The sequence below is a fragment of the Mesorhizobium sp. M2E.F.Ca.ET.219.01.1.1 genome (assembly GCF_004016445.2).
In the GTDB taxonomy this organism is placed as follows: Bacteria; Pseudomonadota; Alphaproteobacteria; order Rhizobiales; family Rhizobiaceae; genus Mesorhizobium.
Genome location: NZ_SADT02000001.1, coordinates 2,138,816 through 2,162,248, shown reverse-complemented (window position 1 = coordinate 2,162,248; position 23,433 = coordinate 2,138,816). Strand labels below are relative to the sequence as shown.

Below are 23,433 nucleotides of genomic sequence, written 5' to 3'. Positions count from 1 at the left end.
TGTTTGCCGCGTCATCGCCGCCGCCCTCAGCATGGATTGACCGGTGGCAGGCCGGCCAGATAGCGGCGCACTTCCTCGGCCGCCTGCTCGGCGGCATAGGTGACGGTGCGCACCGAAGCGCCGGCAATATGCGGCGTCAGCGTCACATTCGGCAGCTGCAGCAGCGGCCAGTCGGCAGGCACGGGCTCGACCGCGAAGGTTTCCAGCATGGCGCTGGCGATCTGGCCCGATGCCAGCGCGTCGTACAGCGCGTCATAGTCGACCAGCGGCCCGCGCGCGGTGTTGATGAAGATCACGCCGGGCTTCATCCTGGCGATGGTGTCCTTGTTGACCAGGCCACGGGTCTCCTCGGTGACGCGAGGATGGATCGTGACTACGTCGGAGCGGCCGAGCAGGTCGTCCAGCGCGACGAGCTCGACGCCGGCATTCCTGTCTTCCGCGCTCAGTTGCACATAGGGGTCGCAGACCAAGATGCGGCAGCCGAAGGCGCGCAGCAGGCACACGACCTTGGTGCCGATATTGCCATAGCCGACGACGCCGACCGTCATTTCGCTGAGCTCGCGGCCGGTGCGGTCCGCGCGGTAGAGATCGCCGCGCCACTCGCCCTTGCGCAGCGCCTCATGACCGACGCGGATCAGCCGCGTCTCGGCGAGGATGGCGCCGATGGTGAATTCGGCGACCGCGCTGGCATTACGTCCAGGGACGTTGACGACGCGAATGCCATGGGCCCTGGCGGCGGCCATGTCGATGTTGATCGGACCGCCGCGCGAGACCGCGACCAGCTTTAGTCCCGGCAGACGCTGCATCATGCCTTCCGAGAGCGGCGCCAGTTGGGTGACCAGGATCTCGGCATCGCTGATGAAGTCCACCACATCGTCCGGCCGACCGAAATATTCCTTGACCTTGTCGAGGCCGAGCGCGGGATTGCCGAACTCCATCGGTTCGTCCGGCCAGGCGCTTTCGAGCGTGCGGATGTCCAGGCTGTTGCCACAGGCCTTCTCGATCTCCGACCGGAACACCTCCGGAAGCATGAAACGGTCGCCGATGATCGCAATCTTTCTGTGCATGCTGCTTCTCAATTCACTTTCGATGCGGCGATAGATCGCCAGACCGGGCGCAGGGCCTCATGTGCCATTACGTAGGAGGGAGCCATGGCTTCGTAGATGGCGGCGAGTTGCTGGTCGCAAGGCTCCGCCTCGCCGAGCAGCGGCGAGACCCATTCGCCAACGCAGTCGTCCATCGAGGGGTAGAGGCCGAGGCAGACCGCCGCGATCATGGCGGCGCCGGCGGCGCCCGCCTCCTCTCGCGCGCTGGTGCGGACGTCGGAGCCCACTGCGGCGCCAAGGATCTTGCGCAGCGCCGAGCTGCGGGCGGCACCCCCGGTCAGCCGGATTTCGCTGGGCAGCGGCCCCATGGCGGCGTAGCAATCGCGCGCGGCGAAGGCCAGGCCCTCGAAGACGGCGCGCACCATGTCGGCATAGCCGTGGCGCGAGGAGATGCCGACGAAGCCCGCGCGCGCATTGGCGTCGACGAACGGCCCGCGCTCGCCGGCCTCCGAGACATAGGGCTGATAGATCAGCGAGGCCGGCTCCGAGGCCGCTATCCAATGGTCGACCAGCGCGATCATCTCGCCGTTCGAGCGTGTTATGCCTTGCGAGGCAAGGATGCCGGAAGCGAGGCCGAGCACCCAGTCGATGTTAAGCGTCGCCGCCATGTTCGACTGCATCTGCGCGAAGACGCCGGGCGCCGGCATGGTCATCGTGTAGCCGGTCTTTGCCGTGTTGAGCAGCACCTCGTCAGGGGTTTCGGCCAGCCGCATGTGCATGCCGGTGGAGCCGATGATGGAGCAACCCGGCTTGCGCTGGCGATCGAACAGGCCGGCGCCGAGCGCGGTGCAGACGACGTCGACATAGGCGAGCACGACCGGCGTGCCGGCGATGAGCCCGGAGGCGTCGGCCGCCGCCTGCGAGAGGCCGGCGCTATGGCTGGTCCCGTCGACGATTGGCGGCAGCAAATGCTTAAGGTCGGCGACGCCCAGCACATCCAGCACGTCGTCGCTGTAGTCGCGGGTGCGGAAATCGCCGAAGGTGAAGGTGCCCTCGGACGGGTCGGTGGCACGCTCGCCGGTCAGCCGGAAATAGAGCCAGTCCTTGCAGTGGAACGCCGTGGCGGCGCCGGAGAGCATTGCCGGCATGTTGCGCTTCATGAAGACGAACTGCGACCCCTGCTGGCAGGCGGCGAGCCCGCTGCCGGTCTTCTCGAAACGCAGCCGGTCCTCGGGCCGGGCGCGGATTTCCTCCACCACGGCAGCTGCACGCGCGTCGAGCCAAAGCCACCCCTTGGCGACCGGCTCGCCGGCCTTGTCGATCAGCCAGGTGCCGTCGCCCTGCCCGGTCACGGCGATGGCGATCACCCTGTCGGCGAGGTTCGGCACCTTGTCGGCGAGCTGGCGCAGCGTGGTGGCGGTATCGGTCCAGGTGCGCGCGAGATCCTGCTCGGCGCCGCCGCCGGGCAAGGTCTCATAGCGGTTCGGCAGCGCCGTCGCCGCGATCTGCCGGCCCGCCGTATCGAAAGCGACGGACTTGATGACAGACGTGCCGGCGTCGATCCCGATCAGCACATTCTTCATCAGGCAAGCTCCATACCGTGCGAAATCGCGTTGCCGCTCGACTGGTCGAAGACATGCAGGTTGGCCGGGTCGATGCTGACGTTGATCGGCGCGCCGAGTTCGAGACGGGTGCGGTCATGCTCGACGAGGACGAGCGAGCCGCCGGCGAAATCCGCCGCGATATGGGTCTGGTCGCCCAGCCACTGATTGGCCGAGACGGTGGCCGGGACGCCATCCTTCGAGCGCCGAACGGCGTACGGCCTGATGCCGATGACGACTCGCTCGCGATTGAGCAGCGCCTCGCGGACCGGGCCGCTGAAGGCGTCCTTGTCATAGTCGAGCGAAAGCCCGTCGGGCAGTCTGAGGTTGATTTTGCCAGCGCCACTGCCGACGAAGGCCTCAAAGACATTCATGGGCGGCTCCCCCACGAAGGTGCCGGTGAAGAGGTTCGCCGGGCGCTCCTTGATCATCTGCGGCGTGTCGAACTGCTGCAGCACGCCGCCCTCCATCACAGCGATGCGATCGGCAAGAGCGTTGGCCTCGGTCTGGTCATGGGTGACGAGGATTGCGGTCAGGCCGCGCTCCTTAATGAAGTGCTTGATGCGGCCGCGAAGCACGGCGCGCAATTGCGGCTCGAGCTGGCCCATCGGCTCGTCGAGCAGATGCAGGTCGGCGTCGCGGATCAGGGCACGGCCGAGGCTGGCGCGCTGCTGCTGGCCGCCGGAGATCGAGCTCGGATAACGATCGAGGATATCCTCGATCTCGAGCAGCTTGGCGATGCTGGCGACCTTGGCATCGACCTCGCTCTTCTGCAGCCTGGCCGCCTTCAGCGCAAAAGCCATGTTCTCGCGCACGGTGAGCGGCGGATAGAGCGAATAGCCCTCGAAGGCCATCGCCACATTGCGCTTGACCGGCGGCAGCGTGTGCACCTTGCGGCCCGCGACAGAGATTTCGCCGCGCGAAACCTCCTCGAAGCCGGCGATCATGCGCAGCGTCGAGGTCTTGCCGCAGCCGGACGAACCGAGCAGCGCGATGATCTCGCCCTTGGCGATCTCGATGCTGAGCTTCTGGACCGCATGCACGCCGCGGTCGATCGGCCCGTAGAATTTGTCGACGCTGGAAATGGTGAGGGCGCTCGCGCTCATGCCGCTTCTCCGTTGCGCAGACTGACGATGTTCTTCGAACCGATGCGCTCGCCGCTGGCCTGATCGAACAACAGCGCGCTCTTGGCGTTGACCGCGAGATGCGCTTTGCCGCCGCTCTGGCCCGGCGTGCCCGACGGCCGCGAGACGAGGATCTCGCGGCCGCGCACGGTGCGAACCAGCGTGACGATCTTTTCGTTGAGGGGCGTCTCTGCCTCGACGGTGACGGGGATGGCGCCCGGCTCGCTATCCGCGACGAAGTGCAGGGTTTCGGGCCGCAGGCCGATGACGCAGTCGCGGCCGATCGCGGCCTCCGGAGCGCCGCCAAGATGCACCTGCACGTTCGACAGGCCGACATAGATGCCCCTGGCGTCGCGCTGCGGCTTGACATCGAGCAGGTTGATGGTCGGGTCGCCGAACAGCCGCGCGATCTCGATATTGGCCGGCTCGCGATAGATCTGTTCTGGCGTGCCGAGCTGCCTGATGACGCCTTGCGACATCACCGCGATGCGGTCGCCAAGCGCCATCGCCTCCTTGTAGTCCTGGGTGACGTAGATGACGGTCGCGCCGCGGTCGGCGAGAAGCCTGGGTAGTTCCAGCCGCATCTCGAAACGCAGCTTGGCATCGACGTTGCGCAGCGGATCGTCGAGCAGCAGCACCGGCGGCGAGCCGACCAGCGCGCGTGCAAGCGCGGTGCGCTGCTTCTGACCGTTCGACAGCGCGCGCGGCTTGTGGCTGAGAACATGGCCGATCTTGAGCAGCTTGGCGACGCTGTCGACGCCTCCCTTGATGGCGCCTTGGGACGAGCGCTTGGCCTCGAGCGGCGTGGCGATGTTCTCGAAAGCGCTCATATGCGGGAACAGGGCGAAATTCTGGAACGCCATGCCGACACCGCGGAATTCGGCGTCGACGTCCGTCATGTCCTCGCCGCCGATCAGGATCTTGCCCTCGTCCGGATCGATGACGCCGGCGACGAGGCGCAGCAGCACCGTCTTGCCGGCCCCGGAGGGCCCGAACAGGACCAGTGTCTCGCCATCGGCGACGGTCAGCGACAGATCGTCGAGGACGGTCTGGCTCTTGTAGCGCTTGACGATGTTCTTCAGTTCGAGGCTGGCCATTCGATTTATCCCTTGACCGCGCCGAGCGACAGGCCCTCGACGAGATAGCGCTGCGCATAGAGAGCAAGCGCCAGCGTGGGCGTGATCGACAGCACGATCGCCGCCGAAATCTGGCCGTACTGGATGCCCGAGGAGGTGATGAAGGCGAGCGCGCCGACCGTCACTGGCTGTTTGTCGGCGGAAGCGAGCACCAGCGCGAAGACGAAATTGTTCCAGGCGAAGATGAAGGCGAGCAGGCCGGCCGCCGCGATGCCCGGTCCGGCGAGCGGCAGCGCGATCTTCCGGAAGGTGGCGAACCAGGAATGGCCCGCGATACGGTAGGCGTATTCGATGTCGGCCGGGATATCCTCGAAGTAACCGCGCACGATCCACAGGATCAGCGGCAGGCAGATCAGTTGGTAGACCCAGATCAGGCCGAAATAGGTGTTGGCCAGCCCGAGCTTCTGGAAATAGAGGGTGAGCGGCAACAGCACCAGAAGCGCCGGCGCAAAGCGGAACGAGAGCAACGTGAAAGCGATATCCTCCGAACCGCGGAACTTGTGGCGAGCAAACGCATAGGCGGCCGGCACGCCGAGCAGCAAAGCCACTGCGACCGAGGTCACCGAGAGGAAGATGGAGTTCCACAGATTGCGCATGAAGGCGATGTCGAGCGTGCCGGCCGCCGTCTGCAGCTTGCCGGTGATCAACGCCGTATAGTTGGCGAGCGTCGGCTCGAAGACCAGTTGCGGCGGGATACGCAGGATCGTCTCGTTGGTCTGGAACGACATCATGAAGATCCAGACGATCGGAAACATGAAGAAGACCACGACCAGCGTGAGCGCGATACCGCGCAGCACCCGTTCCAGAAGCGATGTGTGTTCCATGCCGGCCCTCCTATGCCTGGCCGCGCGCGCGTTCGCGCAGCCGGAGCCAGTTCTTGATGAAGATGTTCGAAAGGAAATAGGTGATCGCCCACAGGATGATCATCAGCGCGGCCGAGCGGCCGACATTGGTCGACTGGAAGAAGTTGAGATAGGCCTCGACCTGGAAGACCGTCAGCGTGTCGCCGGGGCCGCCCTGGGTCATGGCGTAGATGATGTCGAACTGCTGGATGGAATCGAGCAGGCGGAACAGCGTCGCAGTCAGGATATAGGGCGTCAGCATCGGCAAGGTGATGCGAAAGAAGACGAAGCTCCGCGGCACGCCGTCGAGAGCGGCGGCTTCGAAGGGCTGCGTCGGCAGGCTGCGCAGGCCGGCAAGCAGCAGGATCATGATGAAGGGCGTGTAGACCCAGATGTCGACGAGCACGACGGTGAGCAAGGCCGTCGAGGGCGAGGACGCCCAGCGGAAATCCTGCAGGCCGATCAGGCTGGCGAGATAGCTCAGCACGCCAAAGCCGGGATTGGTCATCAGCTTCCACATCAGCGCTGCCAGCGCCGGGGCCGTCATCAGCGGCATCAGGAGCATGATCGAAATGAAGTTGTTCAGCGTCGAGCGCTTCTGCAAAAGCATGGCGATGCCGAGGCCGAGCAGCAACTCCAGCCCGACGGTGATGCCGGCATAGAGCAGCGATATCTCCAGCGTGTTCCAGAATTTCGGATCGGTGAAGAAGGAGATGTAGTTGTCGCCCCAATTGAACTGGCGCGCCCAGGGCTGGCTCAGCCTGTAGCGCTGGAACGAATAGACCACCGAGGTGAGGAACGGGATCAGGATGCCGATGCAGACCAGCAAGGCCGGCAGGCTGAGTATATAGGGCAGCACCTTCTTGCTGATCCTGAAGCCCGAAGGCCTGGCTCTCTGCATCGTCGCCGAAGTCATTTGTCAGCCTGTGTCGGTTGTTTTTGCCGCGCCGGTCGCCCAAGGGAGCAAGGCGGCCGGCCGGGCGAACTAACAGCACCATAGGCGCCGCATCGCAATAAATGCAGGGGCGGGCCCGCCCGCCTGGAGTTCCATGCAATTCCGGGACGAAAACCGCAATGCGCTCTTCCCGGAATTGCCTGGATCATGATGGCGTTTCGTTGAACCGCCATCAGACCCAACTCTAGTTCGAGCATGATCTTCCGGAAACCGGTTCCCGCTTTTAGGGATCATGCTCCAGGCGGACCAGCCGTCACCCGGTTCAGCCGAGGCCGGCTTCCTTGAGCTGGCCGTTGATGCTTTCGGCCAGCTTGTCGAGCCCTTCGTCAACCGGCACTTCCTTGGCCACCATCTTCTGCAAGGTCGCAGCCCATTCGGTGGTGAGGTCGAAGAACAGCGGCTGCGCGGTGAACTTGATGCTGGCCCCGGGCGCGGAAGCGTCGAACATATCGACATAGCCCGGATAGCTCTTGTTGAGCTTCTCGCGGAACATCTCGTCCTTCCACACCGCCTGGCGGACCGGATTGACAAAATCCATCTTGGTGGCGCCGAACAGGCAGTGGTCGAGGCCGGAAGCCCACTGCATGAAGTACCAGGTGGCGTCCTTGTCCTTCGAGAAGGTAGACATCGACAGCGACCAGATCCAGATGTTCGGCGTCGGCGCCTTGGCGGCCGGATTGGCCTTGAAGGCCGAGAAGGCGAGCTGGCCGGCCATCTTGTTGGTGCCGCCGTTCATGAAGTAGCCGAGGATGTCGGCGTCGAAGATCATCGCCGAAGCGCCGGCGCCGAGATCGGTGCCGACCTGGTACCAGGTGTAGGTCGACCAGTCCTTCGGGCCGCTTTCCTGGATCATCTGCACCCACTGCTTGTGGAAGGCCTTGGATTCAGCGGTAGCCATGGCCGCCGATAGCTTGCCGTCGGCAGAGACGTTGAGGTCCTTCTGGTCGAAGTTGGCGTAGGCTGACAGGAAGCCCGGATGGATGGTGGCCCAGGAGCGCGAGCCGCGCACGCCGATGCCGTAGACGCCGCCGCCGACATCCTTGGTCAGCTTTGCGGCCGCGGCGACCATCTCGTCCATGTTGCCGGGGACCTTGACGCCGGCCTTGTCGAACATCGCCTTGTTGTAGGTGATGTTGTTCTGCTCGAAGCCCCACGGAATGCACCATTGCTTTGCGTCGTCGGAGCCCAGCGCGCCACCGGGCTTGCCGTTCCAGGCGCAGGAATTCCTGACGCCCGGGAGGAAGTCGTCCCAGGCATATTTCGGATTGGTCTTGGTCGGGTCCTTGATCCATTCGTTGAGGTCGGTGATCCAGCCGGCCGGGCCGTAGGTCCAGGTCATGTATGCGCCGGTCATGAAGGCGTCGTATTCGGGCGAGCTCGCCGAGAGCGCCGCCGTGACCTTGTCGAAATAGACGTCTTCCGGGAACACGTCATAGGTGACGTTCATGCCGGTCAGCTGCTTGAAATTGTCGAGGTCGGCGATCATGGCATCCGCATAAGGATGCTTGTTGAGCAGGAGCTTGATGGTCTTGCCCTTATGCGCCTGCCAGTCGAAATCGGCGGCAAGCGCGCGGGTCTGGCCCAGGTTGAGCAGGACGCCGGCGGTGCTGGCGGCAAGGCCCATCGCACCCAGTCCCTTGATCAGTCCGCGGCGGTCGACTTGTCCGCGCAGGAAGGCGTCGAGCAGGTCTTTCTCTTTCTCATGCATGTCTTCTTCTCCTCCAAAGGGTAGTTTCAACGAAACTGTTGCCGGCTACCCGACCGGCGTCTTCTCCACGAGCGATCGCGCCGTGCGCTCGTCGGTTATCAGGCCCTTGAGGTAGCGCCCCTCCAGCACCGACTTGATGGCGCGGACCTTTATCTTGCCGCCGGCGACGGCGACGATCCTGCGGTTGGCTATGTCCTCGCGCGCCAGCGCCAGCGCGCGGCTGGAGACCGTGGTGGCGAGCGGCCTGCCCTCCTCGTCGAAGAAGTGGCCGAGCAGTTCGCCCACGGCGCCGTTGCGGCGGGTCTCCTCCATTTCGCCCTTTGCGATCATGCCGGTGGCGACGAGCGAGGCCTCCTGTTCCGCGGTGCCGATACCGGCAAGCAGGAGATCGGCGGATCGCGCGAGGTCGAACACCTCGCTGATGCCCTTCTGGCCAAGCAGCACCGCGCGGTCCTCGACGGTGTTGGCGAACATCGGCACCGGCATGACATAGGCTTCGGCGCCGGTGCGCTCGGCCAGGCGATGGATGACGTCGTGCGGATTGGCGGAGAATTTCCTGGTCAGGCCCCCAAGCAGCGAGACGAAGCGGATTCCGTTCGCCGATATGCGCGGCAGATATTCAACGCAGGCCGCAAGCGTGCGGCCATGGCCGACGCCGATCAGCGCGCCCTCGCCGCGTTCGATCTCGCGCTTGAGAAACTGCGCGCCGGCGATGCCGAGCGCCTTGAGCGGCAGGTCCTCGGGATCGAACTCCGGAACCACCTCGCAATAATCGAGGCCGTAGCGGCCGGACAACTCGTCCTCGATCGCCACGCATTCGGAGATTTCGCCGTCGATATAGACCTTAACCAGACCCTCCTGGTTGGCTTTGGTTATGAGGCGGTGCGCCTTTAGGCTGGTCAATCCAAGCCGCTTGGCGACCTCGGACTGGGTGAGGCCGCCGGCATAGTGAAGCCATGCGGCTCGGGCGGCCATGCTGGTCTCGTCATCGCGAAGGAGGCCGTTGCCGAACCCTACCATCTCCACCCTCTGATATTTTTATCAATTACTGCAAAATTTTTCACAGAGTTCGGCAGGAGTCAAGTGGCACTGCGCGAAATCGCGCGCAAAAGCCCATCACCAACCGATTGTGGGAAGCCGCCCGGCGCTCGCCTGAAAGTTCGCGACGCGAGATTGCCTGCTGTCGACGCTTGCGCGATGCACTGATCTAAAAGTGACGGACGGATCTCTTTGCAAAACCGATACAGGTCATCACGCCCAACACCGGAGGAAATATCGCTGGGTTTCCGAGTGGGGAAAGGCGGTAGCGCTCTTCCGAAGAGCGCCCCCCCGCACAGCGTGTCAACCAAGTCAGCAACGCCGCGGAGTCGGCCCCGCGCGACGCTACTTCGATTCGGCCTAAAATTGTGGGACTGTTCGGCATCCGCTTTGGGCCGAAAGCGGGCTGTCGACCTGTGAGGCGATTGCCAGAAAGCCGACGTTCGGCGACCCGTCCGCGGCGCGGGTCACTCTTCCCTGAACGCCCGATCAATTTGATCAGCTAGGGGCTTCACAAGATATGAAAGCATTGTGCGGTTGCCCGTCGAAAAGAACACTTCAACTGGCATGCCGGGCGCAAGCGTCAGGCCCTTCAGCTTTTTCAGCTCGCTGCGGACAATACCGATACGCACAGTATAGAACCCTGCCCCCGCTGCGCTCGTCGAGGCTGAGATCCGCGGCAATCTCCTTGACGTTGCCATTCAGCTCCGGCGTGACGCGCTGATTGAACGCCGAGAATTTAAGCCCAGCTTCCTGGCCTGGCTTCAGCTGATCGATATCCTGCGGAGCGACTCGTGCTTCAACAGTCAGTTCGTCCGCAACCGGAACCACCAGCATGACCACTTCACCAGGCGTGATGACCCCACCGACGGTATGCACCGTCAGCTGATGCACCACGCCATCCTGTGGGCTGCGCAAATCGATGCGCTTCAGCTGGTCTTCGGCCGACACCTTGCGCTCGACGAATTCCGATATCTTGCTCTGGACATCGCGCAGCTCGGTTGCGACTTCCTTGCGCAGGTCTTGATCGACCTGAATAATCTGCAGTCGCGTTTCGGCAATGCGGCCCTTGGCCTGCGCGATCGATGCGGTGAGCTGGCCGTGCTCGCCGTCGAGGCGGACCGCATCGCGCTCGAGCGCGGTCAGGCGATCGATCGAGACCAGCTTCTGGCGCCAGAGCTTGCGGATGCTTTCGAGTTCGGTGCCGATCAGCTCGATTTCGTGGCTTTTTGCGACCCGCTGCTCGCTCAACCCCGAGCTTTCTTCGACAAGCTGCGCGATGCGTTCTTCGAGCTGCGCCTTCTGTCCGGCGCGGCCTCCGCGACCGACATCCCCCTATCCTTATGAGGAGTCGGAACAGGAGCTGTTCCCAGTGCCGGTCTTCCCCCTCGGATCCCCCTCGATCAAGTTTGCACCACTGCGGATCCTGGCTCGCCAGTTTTTTCGAAGAGCTGGCGCGCTTCAGCGGGAGGCGTGAGGCAGAAAGTTCGAAAAGCTTCCAAGAACCCCGGGCAAACTGGACGCCGCACCGGACACTAAGGTCCCGCTGACATCGTAGCGAACGTCCTCGACCGTCCGGCCAATTTCATCGACAAAAGTGCGTCCGAATAGGGCCGTCGGCGGCTCCGTCGTGGGAACGAAAAAAGAAGAGAAGCAGAACCTTCGTGTGCGATTTTTGCACACGACCTCTCGTAAGTGGCTGGTTTTGCTTAAATGTCCGTCCCATCCATCATAGGTGCTACGGCAATCGTTTTCTTCATGGGCCTATTTCATCGCTGGCGCAGGTGTCACAGTCAAATCCTTTAGCGCGAATTGCCTTATTCTCGTTTGATTTCAAGCAGTTCGAGAAGGAGGGACAAAAGTCCCGTGAATCAAGGGACCTTTTTCTGGAGTCACACTTTTTGTTAAAAGGCAACAGTCCGATTTGAAGTTTCCACAAATAAGCGTAAACTTTTCTTCGGAGGCGTACAGGCAGCAATGCCTGAGAAGAGGGGCGGGGTTGAGTATGCCCTCATTGTCGATCCTTGGTGTCCGCCGTTGGTGGATCACCGACGCGCGTAGGACGCATCCGCCTAGACTTGCCTGACGGGGCAAGGAGCGGAGGATTAGCGGCGGCGCCTCCCACACCCTCTACCCCCTGAGCCAATCCAGAACTCCAGTTTCCTTTTAACGATGGCGCTCAGCGCCGGCTCTCGCCGGCGGATGTGCGTCCGTGCGGCCGGTTGCCGGGCGTTGGGCCGATTACAGCGCAAGCCGCATTGAAACCAGGGAGAATCGCAATGGCACTCGACATCACCGCGCAAGACATCATCATCGACGAGACCACCGGTCTCCAGGAAGATGATATTGCCCCTACCAACAACAGCACGCTGCAATATCTCCTGGGCCTCGACGGTTCGGGCGGGCTGACGTCGCCCGAAGTTGCCTTCCAAGCCGACTTCGTGGTGGCCTCCGCAAACGCCGGCGAAACCATCACCTCGGTCATTCTTGCGCAGAACTCCTCCGGAACTCCATTTTCCACCACCGTCGGTGTGAACAGCGGCATCCGGACGGTCGACGGTAATTATGTCTGGCTGTTCCAGGATGCAAGTCACCCCAACGTTGTGATCGGTGTCATTGGCACCTCCAACGCTGGCGCGGCACCAGCTGCAACCGGTCCGCTCGCCTTCTCGTTTGGACTCGTCGGCACCAGCACCACCAATGCGGACCTGTACCTGGTCCAGTATGTGCCACTGTCCCACCCGGACGCGACCAACCCAAACGACCAGATCGATCTGCTCAACAAGGTGTACGCATCGGTTAGCGGGACGTCGGTGCTGAATTTCAGCCAGCTCGGCGACGCTCCTCCCGGCCATAATAATTGGTACATCCTCGATGCCGACGTCGCGAGCACGCAAAAGATTCTTGTCACGGCCCACGACAATGGTGTCCAAGCTGAAGTCAACGTCAGCACGCAAGGCCTGGGTGTTTCGTCTCAGGACGTGCGCTTTGGTCGTGAACTCCAGATCGACTTGATCAACGGTGGGAGTCAGAGCGCCGGCAAGAACTTCACCAACTCGCCGCTTGCCCCAAATTACACCGATCATATCGAAAACGTATCCGGCGCGGGTTTCTCGATCTCGCAGTCCACCCCGACCAACACCGTGGCCGATATCGAGGTCCACGCCTACAATAATGACGACAACGCGAAAGGCGGAGCTGTACCGGGTGACGACAACGATACCGAGATCAATATCACCGGAGCGACGTTCAAGCTGAACGGCGTGGCGACGACCGCTGCCGCCCTGGGCATCACCGTTGATCTCAGCGGCACCGGAATGATCCTGCACAATGTCGGCGAGGGCGTGACAGTCGATTTCACGACTGCGGGCGGCTCTGGCGGGACCTTCGACCGCTTCACCATCAAGAATATCGATACGCAGAAGGATTATTTCGACGTCAAGGAAGTGCATTTTGCCGGACAGACCACCAACGCCTACAACGAACAGGTCGGCTCCTTCATCAACTTCAACGACGACGGTCCGGCCGTAACCGCGGATGGGGTCGTTCCGACGCTGACTACCGACGATACCAACGTCATCGACACCGATTCAAAGAGCTTTGCTTCCGTCTTCAGCACTGACGGCGGCTCCGATGGTCTCGACGGCGTCACCTACGCGCTGGGTGTCAAGCAAGCGGGTGTTGACAGCGGCGTGGACGACACGCTGAGCGGCGACAACATTCTGTTGCGCCTCAACAACAACGGCGAAGTCGAAGGCTATCTGCAGAACCACACTGGCACCGTCGCCTTCGTCATCAGCGTCGATGAGAACACTGGCGAGGTGACGCTCACCCAAAACCGTGCGGTCGTCCACGACGATGCGACAGATTCGGTGGAGAGCGGCGCTTCGGCGGCCACACTTGCCGCGGCCGACCTCGTCACTTTGACCGCGACTGCCACCGACGGTGACGGCGATACCGCGCATGACACAGCCGATATTGGTGCCGCCTTTGCCTTCGAGGACGACGGCCCGACCGTGACTGCGGACGGCACCATTCCCACGGTGACTACCGACGACACCGATATTTCTGATACCGCATCGGCGGGATTCGCTTCGGCTTTCACCACCGATCTCGGCGCCGACGGCGGCACTGTCACTTATGAGCTTGGCATCAAGAACGCAGGCGACGACAGCGGCCTCGACGACACGCTCAGTGGTGACAACATCCTGTTGCGCCTCAATGTCAACGGCGAAGTCGAAGGCTATTTGCAGAACGATACGGGCACCGTCGCTTACGTGATCAGCGTCGACGAGAATACCGGCGAGGTGACGCTGACCCAGAACCGCGCTGTCATCCACAACGACCCGACGGATCCGGTTGAGAGCGGCGCTTCGGCGGCAACACTGGCCGCAGCCGATCTGGTCACATTGACGGCGACTGCCACGGATGGTGACGGCGACACCGCCCATGACACAGCCAACATCGGCACCGCCTTTGCCTTCGAGGACGACGGCCCGACGATAACGAAGCCGTTCGACGGCGACCAGAACAACCTCGCCGGGAGCCCGCTTATCGGGACCCACGAAGTTATGACCAACCTCGTTGGCCAGCAAGCCGTGGGCGATTTCGGCTACGATATCGGCAGCGACCAGTTCGCGGGCTACGATGCCGCGCATTCGGATTTCGTCGACCAGGACACCGTGCTTGCAGGGCTCCAACTTAGCCTCGGCGGCAACCTCACCGGTCTTGTTCCTGGCACGCCGACCCAGTTCATCAGTTCGTTCGCGACGCTGCAGTCGGAAAGCGCCACCTCGGCAACATTCAACTGGCAAATTTCGTACGACAGCGATCCGAACACGACCGGCAACCAGACAGCCACCGCAGGCGGAACCCTTGTCTTCGATAAGGCTGGCGACACCTATACCATCACATTGAACGACGCTGTGGAGGGGTTCACCAAAGACATCCTGCACACCAGCGAGCTTCTTTCCAAGCAGCCCACCAGCAATACCGGCCACCCGAACATCGTGGTTGAGAAGCTCTTCGAAGCAGACAGCACGCCCGAAACAACCGATCGCGACTTCTTTGTGCAGTTCACGGCGAACTCGACCACCAACACGATCAAATTCGGCCTTAACTCGACCGGCGACAGTGACAACGCGACACCCGCTGACACGGCATGGAACCCCGGCGATCTGGTCACAAACAACCACGAGGACTGGGTGTCTGCCACCCAGAGCACGAACGGGGTCGCTGGTGATACTATCCAAAAGGGCGAATTGCTGACGCTGCGGTTCTTTGACACCAGCCCCGGTATCGCCACCGAGAGCATCACCCCGAGCCAGACGGCCGCTGACATGGCCATCAAATTCGACGGCATCGGCAACAGTGAGGACCTGATGGTGATCCTCGACCTGGTCAGCAGCACGGACAGTTCACTGCATACCTCCAAGGCGATCTACATCTCGAATTCTGACATTTACAAAATAGGGCAGGTGCCTGCCGCGTACGCAGCGGACTTCCCACTCGATAACAACGATGGCCTCGTTATCATCGAGAGGAACGACTACAACGATGCTAACTCGAACTGGGTGATCGAAGGTGCCCAGATCATGCAGTCCGGGAATGGGATCACCGGCGACGGCACGGCGATCGATCTGAATCAAGCGACGGGTTCAAGTGGTGGTAGCTCTCAGACCACACTGGTGAACTGGGACCCGACCGACAACGACGTTCTGAAGATCGTAGACCTCGGCTTCACCTCGACGCAGACCACGACACCGGACGCCCATCTCGACTTCGGCGTCCAGCTGCACGACGCGGACGGCGACGCGACCACCGTCCAGCACATACTCGTCGACATCGCCTGATGCAGAACCAACGGGGGCAGCCAAGCTGCCCCCGTTGGTCTCAGCAGCAATGAAGAAGCGGGGGTATCCGTGATACAGCCGAGACCGCAACTCCAGGAAGTAATGCACTTGGCGCGCCGTCAGGTGCCCGCCCTCCTCCTCTTCAGCCTGCTTGCCAATCTCCTGCTGCTCGCCAGCACCGTCTACATGCTGCAGATCTACGACCGGGTGCTGTCGAGCGGCTCCATCGATACGCTGTTGTGGCTGACACTTGCCGTCATCGGCGCCATCGCGGTCTACGGCATGCTGGAACACGCCCGCCGCATGATGCTGGGCCATATCAGCCAATGGCTGGACGAGCAGCTCAGCGTTCCGGTGATCGAACGCGCCATGCAGGCGCGGCTCGCCGGCAGCAACCTCGAGGCTGGTCTCAAGGATGTCGGCGATTTGCGCAGCTTCGTCGCCGGCGACGGCATCCTGACCTTTCTCGACGCGCCATGGACGCCGGTTTTCCTGGCGTTCATGTGGTTGCTGCATCCGGCGCTGGGCATGGTCGGCATCGCCGGAGGCGTGCTCCTTTTCTGCGCGGCACTCGCCAACGATTTTCTCACCCGCCGCAAGAGCCAGGCGGCAGCGTCGGAGTTGCGCCGCGCTCAAACAGCCGTTGTTCAATTCATCGATGGCGCCGAGACATTGCGCTCGCTCGGCATGTCCGAGCCGGCGCTGCGGCGGTGGGAGCAGACCCAGCAGTCGCTGATGGATATCCAGACCAGGCTTCTGCGGCGCACCACCGTCATAGGCAGCCTGTCGCGTTCGCTTCGCCTCGCGCTGCAGGTGGCGGTGCTTGGACTTGGTGCCTATCTTGTCCTGCGCCGCGAACTGACGCCCGGTTCGATGATTGCCGCCTCCATACTGCTCAGCCGCGCGCTGGCGCCGATCGAGCGTTCGATCGGGGCTTGGCGCAGCCTGGTCAGCTCGCGAACGGCGCGCCGCAACCTGATGAAGCTTTTTGCCGACACGCGGTCGATGGAGCCGACCGGCGTCACCCTGCCCCGCCCGCAAGGTCGGTTGAAGCTCGAGAACCTCCACTATCGCGTGCCGGGAAGCTCTCAAGCACTTTTGAACGCCGTAGGCTTCGACGTCGAGCCTGGCCAAACCTGTGGCGTGATCGGTCCGTCCGGATCCGGCAAGACTACGCTGTGCCGACTGATCGTTGGCGCACTGCAGCCATCGCTCGGCCATGTCAGGCTGGACGGCGCGGAGATTTGGAACTGGCCTTCGGATGAACTGGGCCAGTATATCGGCTACCTGCCGCAACAGATCGAACTGTTTCCGGGGACAATCGCCGAAAACATCGCGCGCCTGCGCGACGTCGACAGCGAGGCGGTCATGGCCGCGGCACAACTTGCAGGCATCCACGAGATGATCCTGCGGCTGCCGAACGGCTATCGGACCGAAGTGGGACCGCATGGCGCCCGGATTTCGCGCGGCCAGTGTCAACGCATTGCGCTGGCCCGAGCGCTGTTCGGAGATCCGCCCCTTATCGTTCTGGATGAGCCGAACACCGGCCTCGACGGTGAAGGCGAGGTCGCGCTGTTCAACGTGTTGCAGCAGCTCAAGGAGCGGAGGCGCACGGTCGTTGTGATCACCCACCAGACCAATCTTCTGCGCACGGCCGACCATATCCTCTTCCTGCGAGAGGGGTCCGCTTCCATGTTCGGCACGCGCGACGAAGTGCTCGCCGCGCTCAGCGGCCAGCCTAAGCGAATCCCGGTGCCGGCTTCCACGCTGGACAAGATCGCCGCCAATGCGCCGGCGAACCTGAAGGCAGCGGAGTGAGCCATGAGCGATCGATTTGGCGACTTTTCAACGACGCTGGACCGGCTGGCGGACAGCTTGCACGAACGCACCGACAAGCTGACCGCCTCCGCCGGCGACCTCAGCGCGGCGGTATCAGTTTGGTTGAATGGGATCGGCCAGCAGTCTCGCACGGCGTTGCTGGCGGCGACCGGCGGCCTCCTCCTGATCTCGATTGGAGCGCTGCTCCGACAACGCTCGCCCGTCTACCGTGCCAGCAGGCGCAATCTGAAGCAGCGGACGCGACCGGCTCGGATGCTGGGCTACGCTTCAGCCATCCTTTTCGTCGGCGGCACCGCCGCCTGGTCCAGCGTCGCCCTGCTGGCGAGCGCCGTCGTCGCCAACGGCGTCGTTAGCCCCGAGGGGTATCGCAAGACCGTCCAGCATCTGGAGGGCGGAATCATCGGCGCGATCCATGTCAAGGAGGGCGACAAGGTCAGCGTCGGCCAGGTTCTCATCAGTTTGAAGACGACCGACGCGCAAGGCCGCTACGACGAGTTGCAGTGGCACTATATCCGCCTGCTGGCAACCGAAGCGCGGCTGGTTGCAGAGCTTGCCGGCCAAAGCCGTATAGCCTTCCCCAAGGAGTTGACGTCGATAGACAGCGACATCGCGCGGAAGGTTGTCGTCGAGGAACAGGCGCTGCTCGCCAGCCGCCTGGCAACCCGTGAGGGGCGCACCCAGATCCTGAACAAACGCATCGCCCAGATAGAAGAGCAAAGTACCGGAGCGCGGGACGTCATGGCCGCCGAGGCCGAGCAGCTTGGACTGATCGACCAAGAGATCGCCTCCGCGCAGGAAATGTACAAGAAGGGCCTCGAGCGCCTCCCGCGGATACTGGCCCTGCAGCGCTCCCAGGCCGACATTCGCGCCAGCCAGGCATCGAACCGGGCGGAGGTGGCGAAAAACGATCAGCAGATCGGCGAGACTGAGTTCCAGCTCCTCAACCTGCGCCAGCAGGACAGCGAGGGCGCCAATGAGGATCTTGCCAAAGTACGCAACGATCTCGCCGAATTGCGCAGCCAGTTGCCTTCCCGCCAAGATGTGCTGGCGAGGACGGACATCGTCGCGCCGATCGCCGGAACGGTGATGAACCTGCGTATAACGACCGAGTCGGGCGTCATCGCGAGCGGCCAGGCGCTTCTCGACATCGTCCCGAACGAGCCCAATCTGATCATCGATTCACGCATCAAGCCTACGGATATCGACGTGGTCCATCCGGACATGCCCGCCCGCGTGGTGCTGTCTGCCTATCCGAGCCGGCATCTGCCGCAGATCCATGGCACGCTCACCTCGGTGTCAGCCGACCGGCTGACGGATGAGAAAACCGGCGAGCCCTATTTCCTCGCCAAGGTGAAGGTCGACGCGGCCGAGCTCGCGGAGCTGCACGACGTCAAACTGTCGCCCGGCATGCCGGCCGAAGTCATGATCTTGACCGGCGAGCACACTTTGCTCGACTACATGATGGCCCCGGTGGAGGCCTCGCTCACGCGCTCTTTCAGGGAGAATTGAGACAACAAGATCAATGACGTTGGCTGTACAGCCAACGTCAAAACTCGCCCGGTTGGGTGAACGGACCGGCCGGATGAGTGGGTTCCCGCGCTTGGCCACGCCATGTTTCGGCAGAGCGCAGGATGGGCCGGTACCACCGGCCCATCCTCAATTACTCCTCCTCCTCAGCCGGTTCCGGGATCGCGTCCTGCAGGTTTTGTCGTCCAACCCGATCCGCGACGAGCATCGAAAGCATCATCTCGACGAGGCCGTTGGCGGCACCCTTCTCGCCGCCATTGGCGCCGATCTGGATCTGTGGCACGAGCGGCAGCCTGCCATTCTCGATCGCCTCGGCGAAGCGCATGAGAACCTGCGAGTTGAGCTGATAGTCCGGTCCGCCGAAGGCCGCGACCTTCTTCTCGGTGGCCTCGGCCTCCGCCAGGCCGATGGCGCGCACCTTCTCGGCCTCCGCAAAACCGGTCGCCTTGATGCGCTCGGCATCGGCAAGCGCGACAGCCTTGATCATGTCGGCCTCGCCCTGGCCGGCAACGCGCACCTTCTCCGCCTCCGCCTTGGCGGTGACCTGAATGGTTTCCGCCTCCTGACGGGTGCGGGCGAGTTGCGCCTTGCCCTCGTTCTCGCTGATCTCGATGGTAAGTGCCGAGGTCGTGATCTTGGCTTGCTGTTCGGCCAGCGCCTCCTTCTCACGCAAGGTGCGCTCCTGAGTGGCCGCCCTCTCCTGCAATTTGTAGGTCTCGACCTTTTCGACCGCGATCTGGCGCTCGCGCAGCTGGATCAGGATCTGCTCTATGCTGTTCTGGCCGTTCGCGGCACGCGGCGTGCCAATCAGCACTTCCTGCAGCTCGAGGCTGTAGGAATTGAATTTTTCGCGCATCTCCTCGCCTGACTTGCGCTGGATGTCGCTGCGCTCCTGCAAGAGTTGGATCAGCGTCTTCGTCTGGGCGATGTTCTTGAAATAGGCGGAAACCATCGGATCGAGCGTCTGTTCGACCAGCCGCTTGATGTCACCGAAGCGCTGCACCACGAGCGGCGCCTTCATATAGTCGATATGCACGACGACGGAGAGCGGCAGCACGGGCTCGAACGCATCCTTGGTGATCAACGACACTTCGGACAGGTTCTCGTCCAGCCTGTGATCGCCGAACTGCTCCTTCGTCCATTTGAGCACGAAGTTGGTGGTCGGCACGGTGATGATATTGCCGGCGTAAGTATTAAACGCATACTTGCCCGGCAGCAGCGGCGTCGACCAGACACCGCGCGCCCCGATTTCGACCAGCTCGCCGTGACGGTATGCCTGCCCGGATATGTCCGTGCCGTGGCGGCCGTTGTAGGAGACGACGACGCCCACCGTGCCGACGTCGATAATCGTCTTCTCGACCAGTTCGACGGTCGCGAAAATGCGATTGAGGAAGTAGCTGCCGTCGGCCAGCACCTGCAGCTGCCGGCCGCGATAGCCGCCGGCTTTCAGAAACTTCTCCGGGTCCTGGAAATTATTGTGGAAGTTCGGGTCATTCGGATCGTTGGCCACGGTAGGCGCGATGATCTCGCCATCGGGCAGGGCCGGACCGTCATGGATGGTGACGATACCGATCATGTCCTCGGCATTGTGGATGACGACCGGCTCGAAGCCGCCCCGCTCCGAGATCAAGCTGGACATGTTGGAAAAAAGGCTTTGTTCCGACGAGCTCAGGTTGACGGCATAGGTCGATTGAGCGGTGAGCACGACGAATTGCGCGAGATTGATGGCATAGGTGCCCTCACGCAAGATCTTGCGCTGCGGTCCTTTCTGTCCGCCCTTCTCGAGAAAGCCGCGCACATCCTGAAAATCATCGGCTTCTGTGTTGGAAGCAAGTGTCTGCGTCGGAGGCAGCGGCTTGCCGTCACGCGCAAAGACATAGCCGATTTGGCCCTGCGGGATGGTGACAAGATTGGCGCGGTGCATCGAATATTGGAACGGCATGAAGAAATGCAGGCCGCCGCGCACGACTTCCGGCTGGTAGCCTGCCTCACGGTTGAGCGCTATGAAGCCATCACTGACGGAGCCGCGAAAGCTCCATAGTTTTTCCAGGATGCCGAGCCTGTCGTTCGGGATGTAGCGGACCATGCCGCTCCGCCAGAACAGGATCGCCAGCACGATAACCGGCACGGCGATCTCGATCGCCGTCCATTTCATCGGGCCGAGATATTCTAGGGCTTCCATCTCTTGTCTCCTAAGGGCGCGCGGGTTCGTTCACCCGACCGCCACCCGGCTGGTGTTGATTGACAAAGCGGGGAGATTTCGCGCCGAGATGCTCGACGCACCAAAGGGCGTGTCGAACGTTCGGGCTGCTCATTGTTTGGGAAAGTGGCCCCGCCTCCCGAGTCCCCCGTGAGAAAGGCGTGGCCATAAGCGATGTTACATCGGTGTTGCCTTGCTAGACATAACAGCGATGACGTAGGAATAGCGCCAACAGGTTTAAAGATACTTCACGCCGAAATCGTATAAGTATTTTCAATGCTCTGTTGCTTCGAAAGCGTTGGCTTCTAGAAAATTAGCAGAGAGCGGAACGGCGCTATTGACGAGTCAAAACGCCGGCTTCCGATCCGACCTGACGCGGCATCTGGAAACCAACAGCACCTCAATATACCGCGCCATCGCCGACGCAGCATATTAATTTCAAAAGCGTTTTACGACCTAGCGCCGCAGCGCGTAGACATTGTCCATCGACGCGCCACTCAGTGGCAGCGCCATGTCGTCGTCCAGCAGCCGGGTGATGCGGGCAAAGCCGACAAAGGCTTTCCTCGCTTCCTCGGCCGACATCTTGCCCGACATAGCCGCCGCACAGCAATTCAGGGCGCATTGATAGACAGGGCCACGCCGTCCCGTGGGCCACTTCCGCAGGAACACCATCGCCTCGGAGACGCTATCGACTTCCTCCACAGGGTATCCCTGCCCACGCGCAATTCGCACTGGGGTAAAGAAATGCAAGCGATCCATGATTATCCTCCCGGCCGACCGCAGCGCAGTCGAACCAGCATAAACGCACGTCCGGCGGATTGGTTCCAAACAAATTTGGTTGCCGATGGAAAAAGTTCGGAACCCGCCCTCCGGCACCCGCGTGATCAAAGGCGTTATTGCGACTCAGCCCGATGCAGGCTTGGCGGCGGCGGATAACGGCGATTCTCATTGAATATCTTTAAGGCGAAAGCCGGCAAATGGATTGCTTGCCGGTTCCCCGGCGTCAGGCTTAACCTTCGCGGTCAAACGCGTGAGGGCGCGTTTGCAACAAGGGGAACACTTGCAATGACCATTCAAGGCGCATCGCCTGACCTCTATAACGAGGATCTGGCACCCGCAACGGTCAGGAACTGGGGACCGTTTTCGATCTTCAATGTCTGGACCTCGGACGTCCACAGCCTCTGGGGCTACTATCTGGCGGCCAGCCTGTTTCTGTTCTGCGGCGGCTTCGTCAACTTCATCATCGCCATCGGCATCGGCTCGCTGATCATCTACGCGCTGATGAACATGGTCGGCTATGCCGGCGTGAAGACCGGTGTGCCCTACCCCGTGCTTGCCCGTGCCTCCTTCGGCATCTGGGGCGCCAACATTCCGGCGCTGGTGCGCGCCATCGTCGCCTGCTTCTGGTACGGTGCCCAGACGGCAGCCGCATCGGGCGCCATCGTGGCGCTGCTGACGCGCCTGCAATGGTTCGACGAGTTCAACAAGAGCTCGCATCTTTTGGGGCACTCGACCCTTGAGGTGATCTGCTTCGTCGTCATCTGGGCGCTGCAGCTCCTGATCATCCAGAAAGGCATGGAGACCGTGCGCCGCTTCCAGGATTGGGCCGGCCCCGCCGTCTGGGTGATGATGCTGCTGCTTGCGATCTATCTCTGCGTGAAGTCGGGCAGCTTCGCTTTCACCAGCGACATCCCGATGGATGTGCTGCGCGACAAGACCGCCGATGCCGGCATTCCGGGCGATCCGGGATCTTGGACCGCGCTCTTCGGTGCCGCCGCGATCTGGGTAACCTATTTCTCGGCGCTCTATCTCAACTTCTGCGATTTCGCCCGCTACGCGCCGGACAATGCAGCGCTGCGCAAGGGCAACATCTGGGGCCTTCCGGTCAACCTCATCCTGTTCTCGCTGGTCGCCGGCGTCACGACGATCGCCGCCTACGACGTCTACCATGAAGTGCTGCTCCACCCCGACCAGATCTCGGCCAAGTTCGACAGCTGGTTCCTGGCAGCCCTTGCCGCGCTCACCTTCGCGGTGGCGACGTTGGGCATCAACGTGGTGGCGAATTTCGTTTCGCCGGCCTTCGACTTCTCCAATGTCTTCCCGCGCCAGATCGACTTCAAGAAAGGCGGCTACATCGCGGCATTGATTGCGCTGGTGCTCTATCCCTTCGCGCCGTGGGAAGGCAGCGCAGCGCACTTCGTCGGCATCATCGGCGCGACGATGGGGCCGATCTTCGGCGTGATGATGGTCGACTATTACCTGATCCGCAAAAGCGAGGTCGATGTCGAAGCGCTCTACCGCGAGGACGGCGAGTTCCGCTTCCAAAGCGGTTGGCACGTCAACGCCTTCATCGCCGCCGGCATCGGCGCGATCTTCTCCTCGGTCCTGCCCAACTTCACCAACTGGCTGCCCGCTTGGTGGGGCGTCTATGGCTGGTTCTTCGGTGTGGCCATCGCCGGCGCCGTCTATTACGTCCTGCGCACCATGGCGCTCGGCGCGGGTGCAAAGGTGGCAAAGGCTTGAAAGTGAGGCAGTAGGAATTAGGCAGTAGGCGATAGCAGGCTC

General features: G+C 62.3%; 15 protein-coding genes. 4 read left to right on the top strand and 11 right to left on the bottom strand.

From position 1 onward, the window contains the following. Positions 1–26 precede the first annotated feature (26 nt). The 9 genes from EN862_RS10270 to EN862_RS10230 all read right to left on the bottom strand — a co-directional run bounded on the left by EN862_RS10270 (position 27) and on the right by EN862_RS10230 (position 10,701). The gene (locus tag EN862_RS10270; RefSeq protein WP_127863958.1) at positions 27–1,067 is read right to left on the bottom strand and encodes a 2-hydroxyacid dehydrogenase; all 1,041 of its coding nucleotides are present in this window, start codon (positions 1,065–1,067) and stop codon (positions 27–29) included. 8 nt (positions 1,068–1,075) lie between these two features. Next, positions 1,076–2,629, bottom strand: a complete 1,554-nt coding sequence (locus EN862_RS10265; protein ID WP_127863957.1) for an FGGY-family carbohydrate kinase — start codon at positions 2,627–2,629, stop codon at positions 1,076–1,078. Continuing rightward, positions 2,629–3,753: an ABC transporter ATP-binding protein gene (locus tag EN862_RS10260; protein ID WP_127863956.1), complete on the bottom strand. Its 1,125-nt coding sequence runs from the start codon at positions 3,751–3,753 to the stop codon at positions 2,629–2,631. Before EN862_RS10260 ends, EN862_RS10265 begins: the two co-directional genes overlap by 1 nt. Further along, complete coding sequence (locus tag EN862_RS10255) at positions 3,750–4,868, bottom strand: ABC transporter ATP-binding protein (RefSeq protein ID WP_127863955.1); 1,119 nt, start codon at positions 4,866–4,868, stop codon at positions 3,750–3,752. Before EN862_RS10255 ends, EN862_RS10260 begins: the two co-directional genes overlap by 4 nt. A gap of 5 nt (positions 4,869–4,873) precedes the next feature. Further along, positions 4,874–5,731, bottom strand: coding sequence for a carbohydrate ABC transporter permease (locus tag EN862_RS10250; protein ID WP_127863954.1), 858 nt, complete (start codon positions 5,729–5,731; stop codon positions 4,874–4,876). Between the two features lie 10 nt (positions 5,732–5,741). After that, entirely contained in the window at positions 5,742–6,665 is a 924-nt protein-coding gene (locus tag EN862_RS10245; protein ID WP_127863953.1) for a sugar ABC transporter permease, read from the bottom strand. 301 nt (positions 6,666–6,966) lie between these two features. Next, a complete protein-coding gene (locus EN862_RS10240; protein ID WP_127863952.1) occupies positions 6,967–8,412 on the bottom strand; it encodes an extracellular solute-binding protein in 1,446 nt (481 codons plus the stop codon). A 45-nt stretch (positions 8,413–8,457) separates the two neighbouring features. Then, positions 8,458–9,432, bottom strand: a complete 975-nt coding sequence (locus EN862_RS10235; RefSeq protein ID WP_127863951.1) for a sugar-binding transcriptional regulator — start codon at positions 9,430–9,432, stop codon at positions 8,458–8,460. A 576-nt stretch (positions 9,433–10,008) separates the two neighbouring features. Next, on the bottom strand, positions 10,009–10,701 hold the full coding sequence (locus EN862_RS10230) for an HlyD family efflux transporter periplasmic adaptor subunit (RefSeq protein ID WP_348632069.1): 693 nt from the start codon (positions 10,699–10,701) through the stop codon (positions 10,009–10,011). Positions 10,702–11,729: 1,028 nt separating this feature from the next. Here EN862_RS10230 and EN862_RS10225 point away from each other — a divergent pair. From EN862_RS10225 to EN862_RS10215, 3 genes are all read left to right on the top strand, one after another. Next, positions 11,730–15,302, top strand: a complete 3,573-nt coding sequence (locus tag EN862_RS10225; protein WP_127863950.1) for a DUF5801 repeats-in-toxin domain-containing protein — start codon at positions 11,730–11,732, stop codon at positions 15,300–15,302. 123 nt (positions 15,303–15,425) lie between these two features. Next, on the top strand, positions 15,426–17,120 hold the full coding sequence (locus tag EN862_RS10220; RefSeq protein ID WP_245519535.1) for a type I secretion system permease/ATPase: 1,695 nt from the start codon (positions 15,426–15,428) through the stop codon (positions 17,118–17,120). 3 nt (positions 17,121–17,123) lie between these two features. Then, the gene (locus EN862_RS10215; protein WP_127863948.1) at positions 17,124–18,650 is read left to right on the top strand and encodes an HlyD family type I secretion periplasmic adaptor subunit; all 1,527 of its coding nucleotides are present in this window, start codon (positions 17,124–17,126) and stop codon (positions 18,648–18,650) included. Between the two features lie 151 nt (positions 18,651–18,801). On the opposite strand, the gene EN862_RS10210 is transcribed toward EN862_RS10215, so the two are convergent. Together EN862_RS10210 and EN862_RS10205 are read right to left on the bottom strand one after the other, a co-directional pair. Continuing rightward, positions 18,802–20,850 (bottom strand): flotillin family protein, encoded by a 2,049-nt coding sequence (locus EN862_RS10210; protein WP_127863947.1) that lies wholly within the window; start codon positions 20,848–20,850, stop codon positions 18,802–18,804. A gap of 474 nt (positions 20,851–21,324) precedes the next feature. Next, positions 21,325–21,627: a DUF982 domain-containing protein gene (locus EN862_RS10205; RefSeq protein WP_127863946.1), complete on the bottom strand. Its 303-nt coding sequence runs from the start codon at positions 21,625–21,627 to the stop codon at positions 21,325–21,327. 306 nt (positions 21,628–21,933) lie between these two features. On the opposite strand from EN862_RS10205, the gene EN862_RS10200 reads away from it, so the two are divergent. Further along, positions 21,934–23,391 (top strand): NCS1 family nucleobase:cation symporter-1, encoded by a 1,458-nt coding sequence (locus tag EN862_RS10200; RefSeq protein WP_127863945.1) that lies wholly within the window; start codon positions 21,934–21,936, stop codon positions 23,389–23,391. The last annotated feature ends 42 nt before the right edge of the window (positions 23,392–23,433 follow it).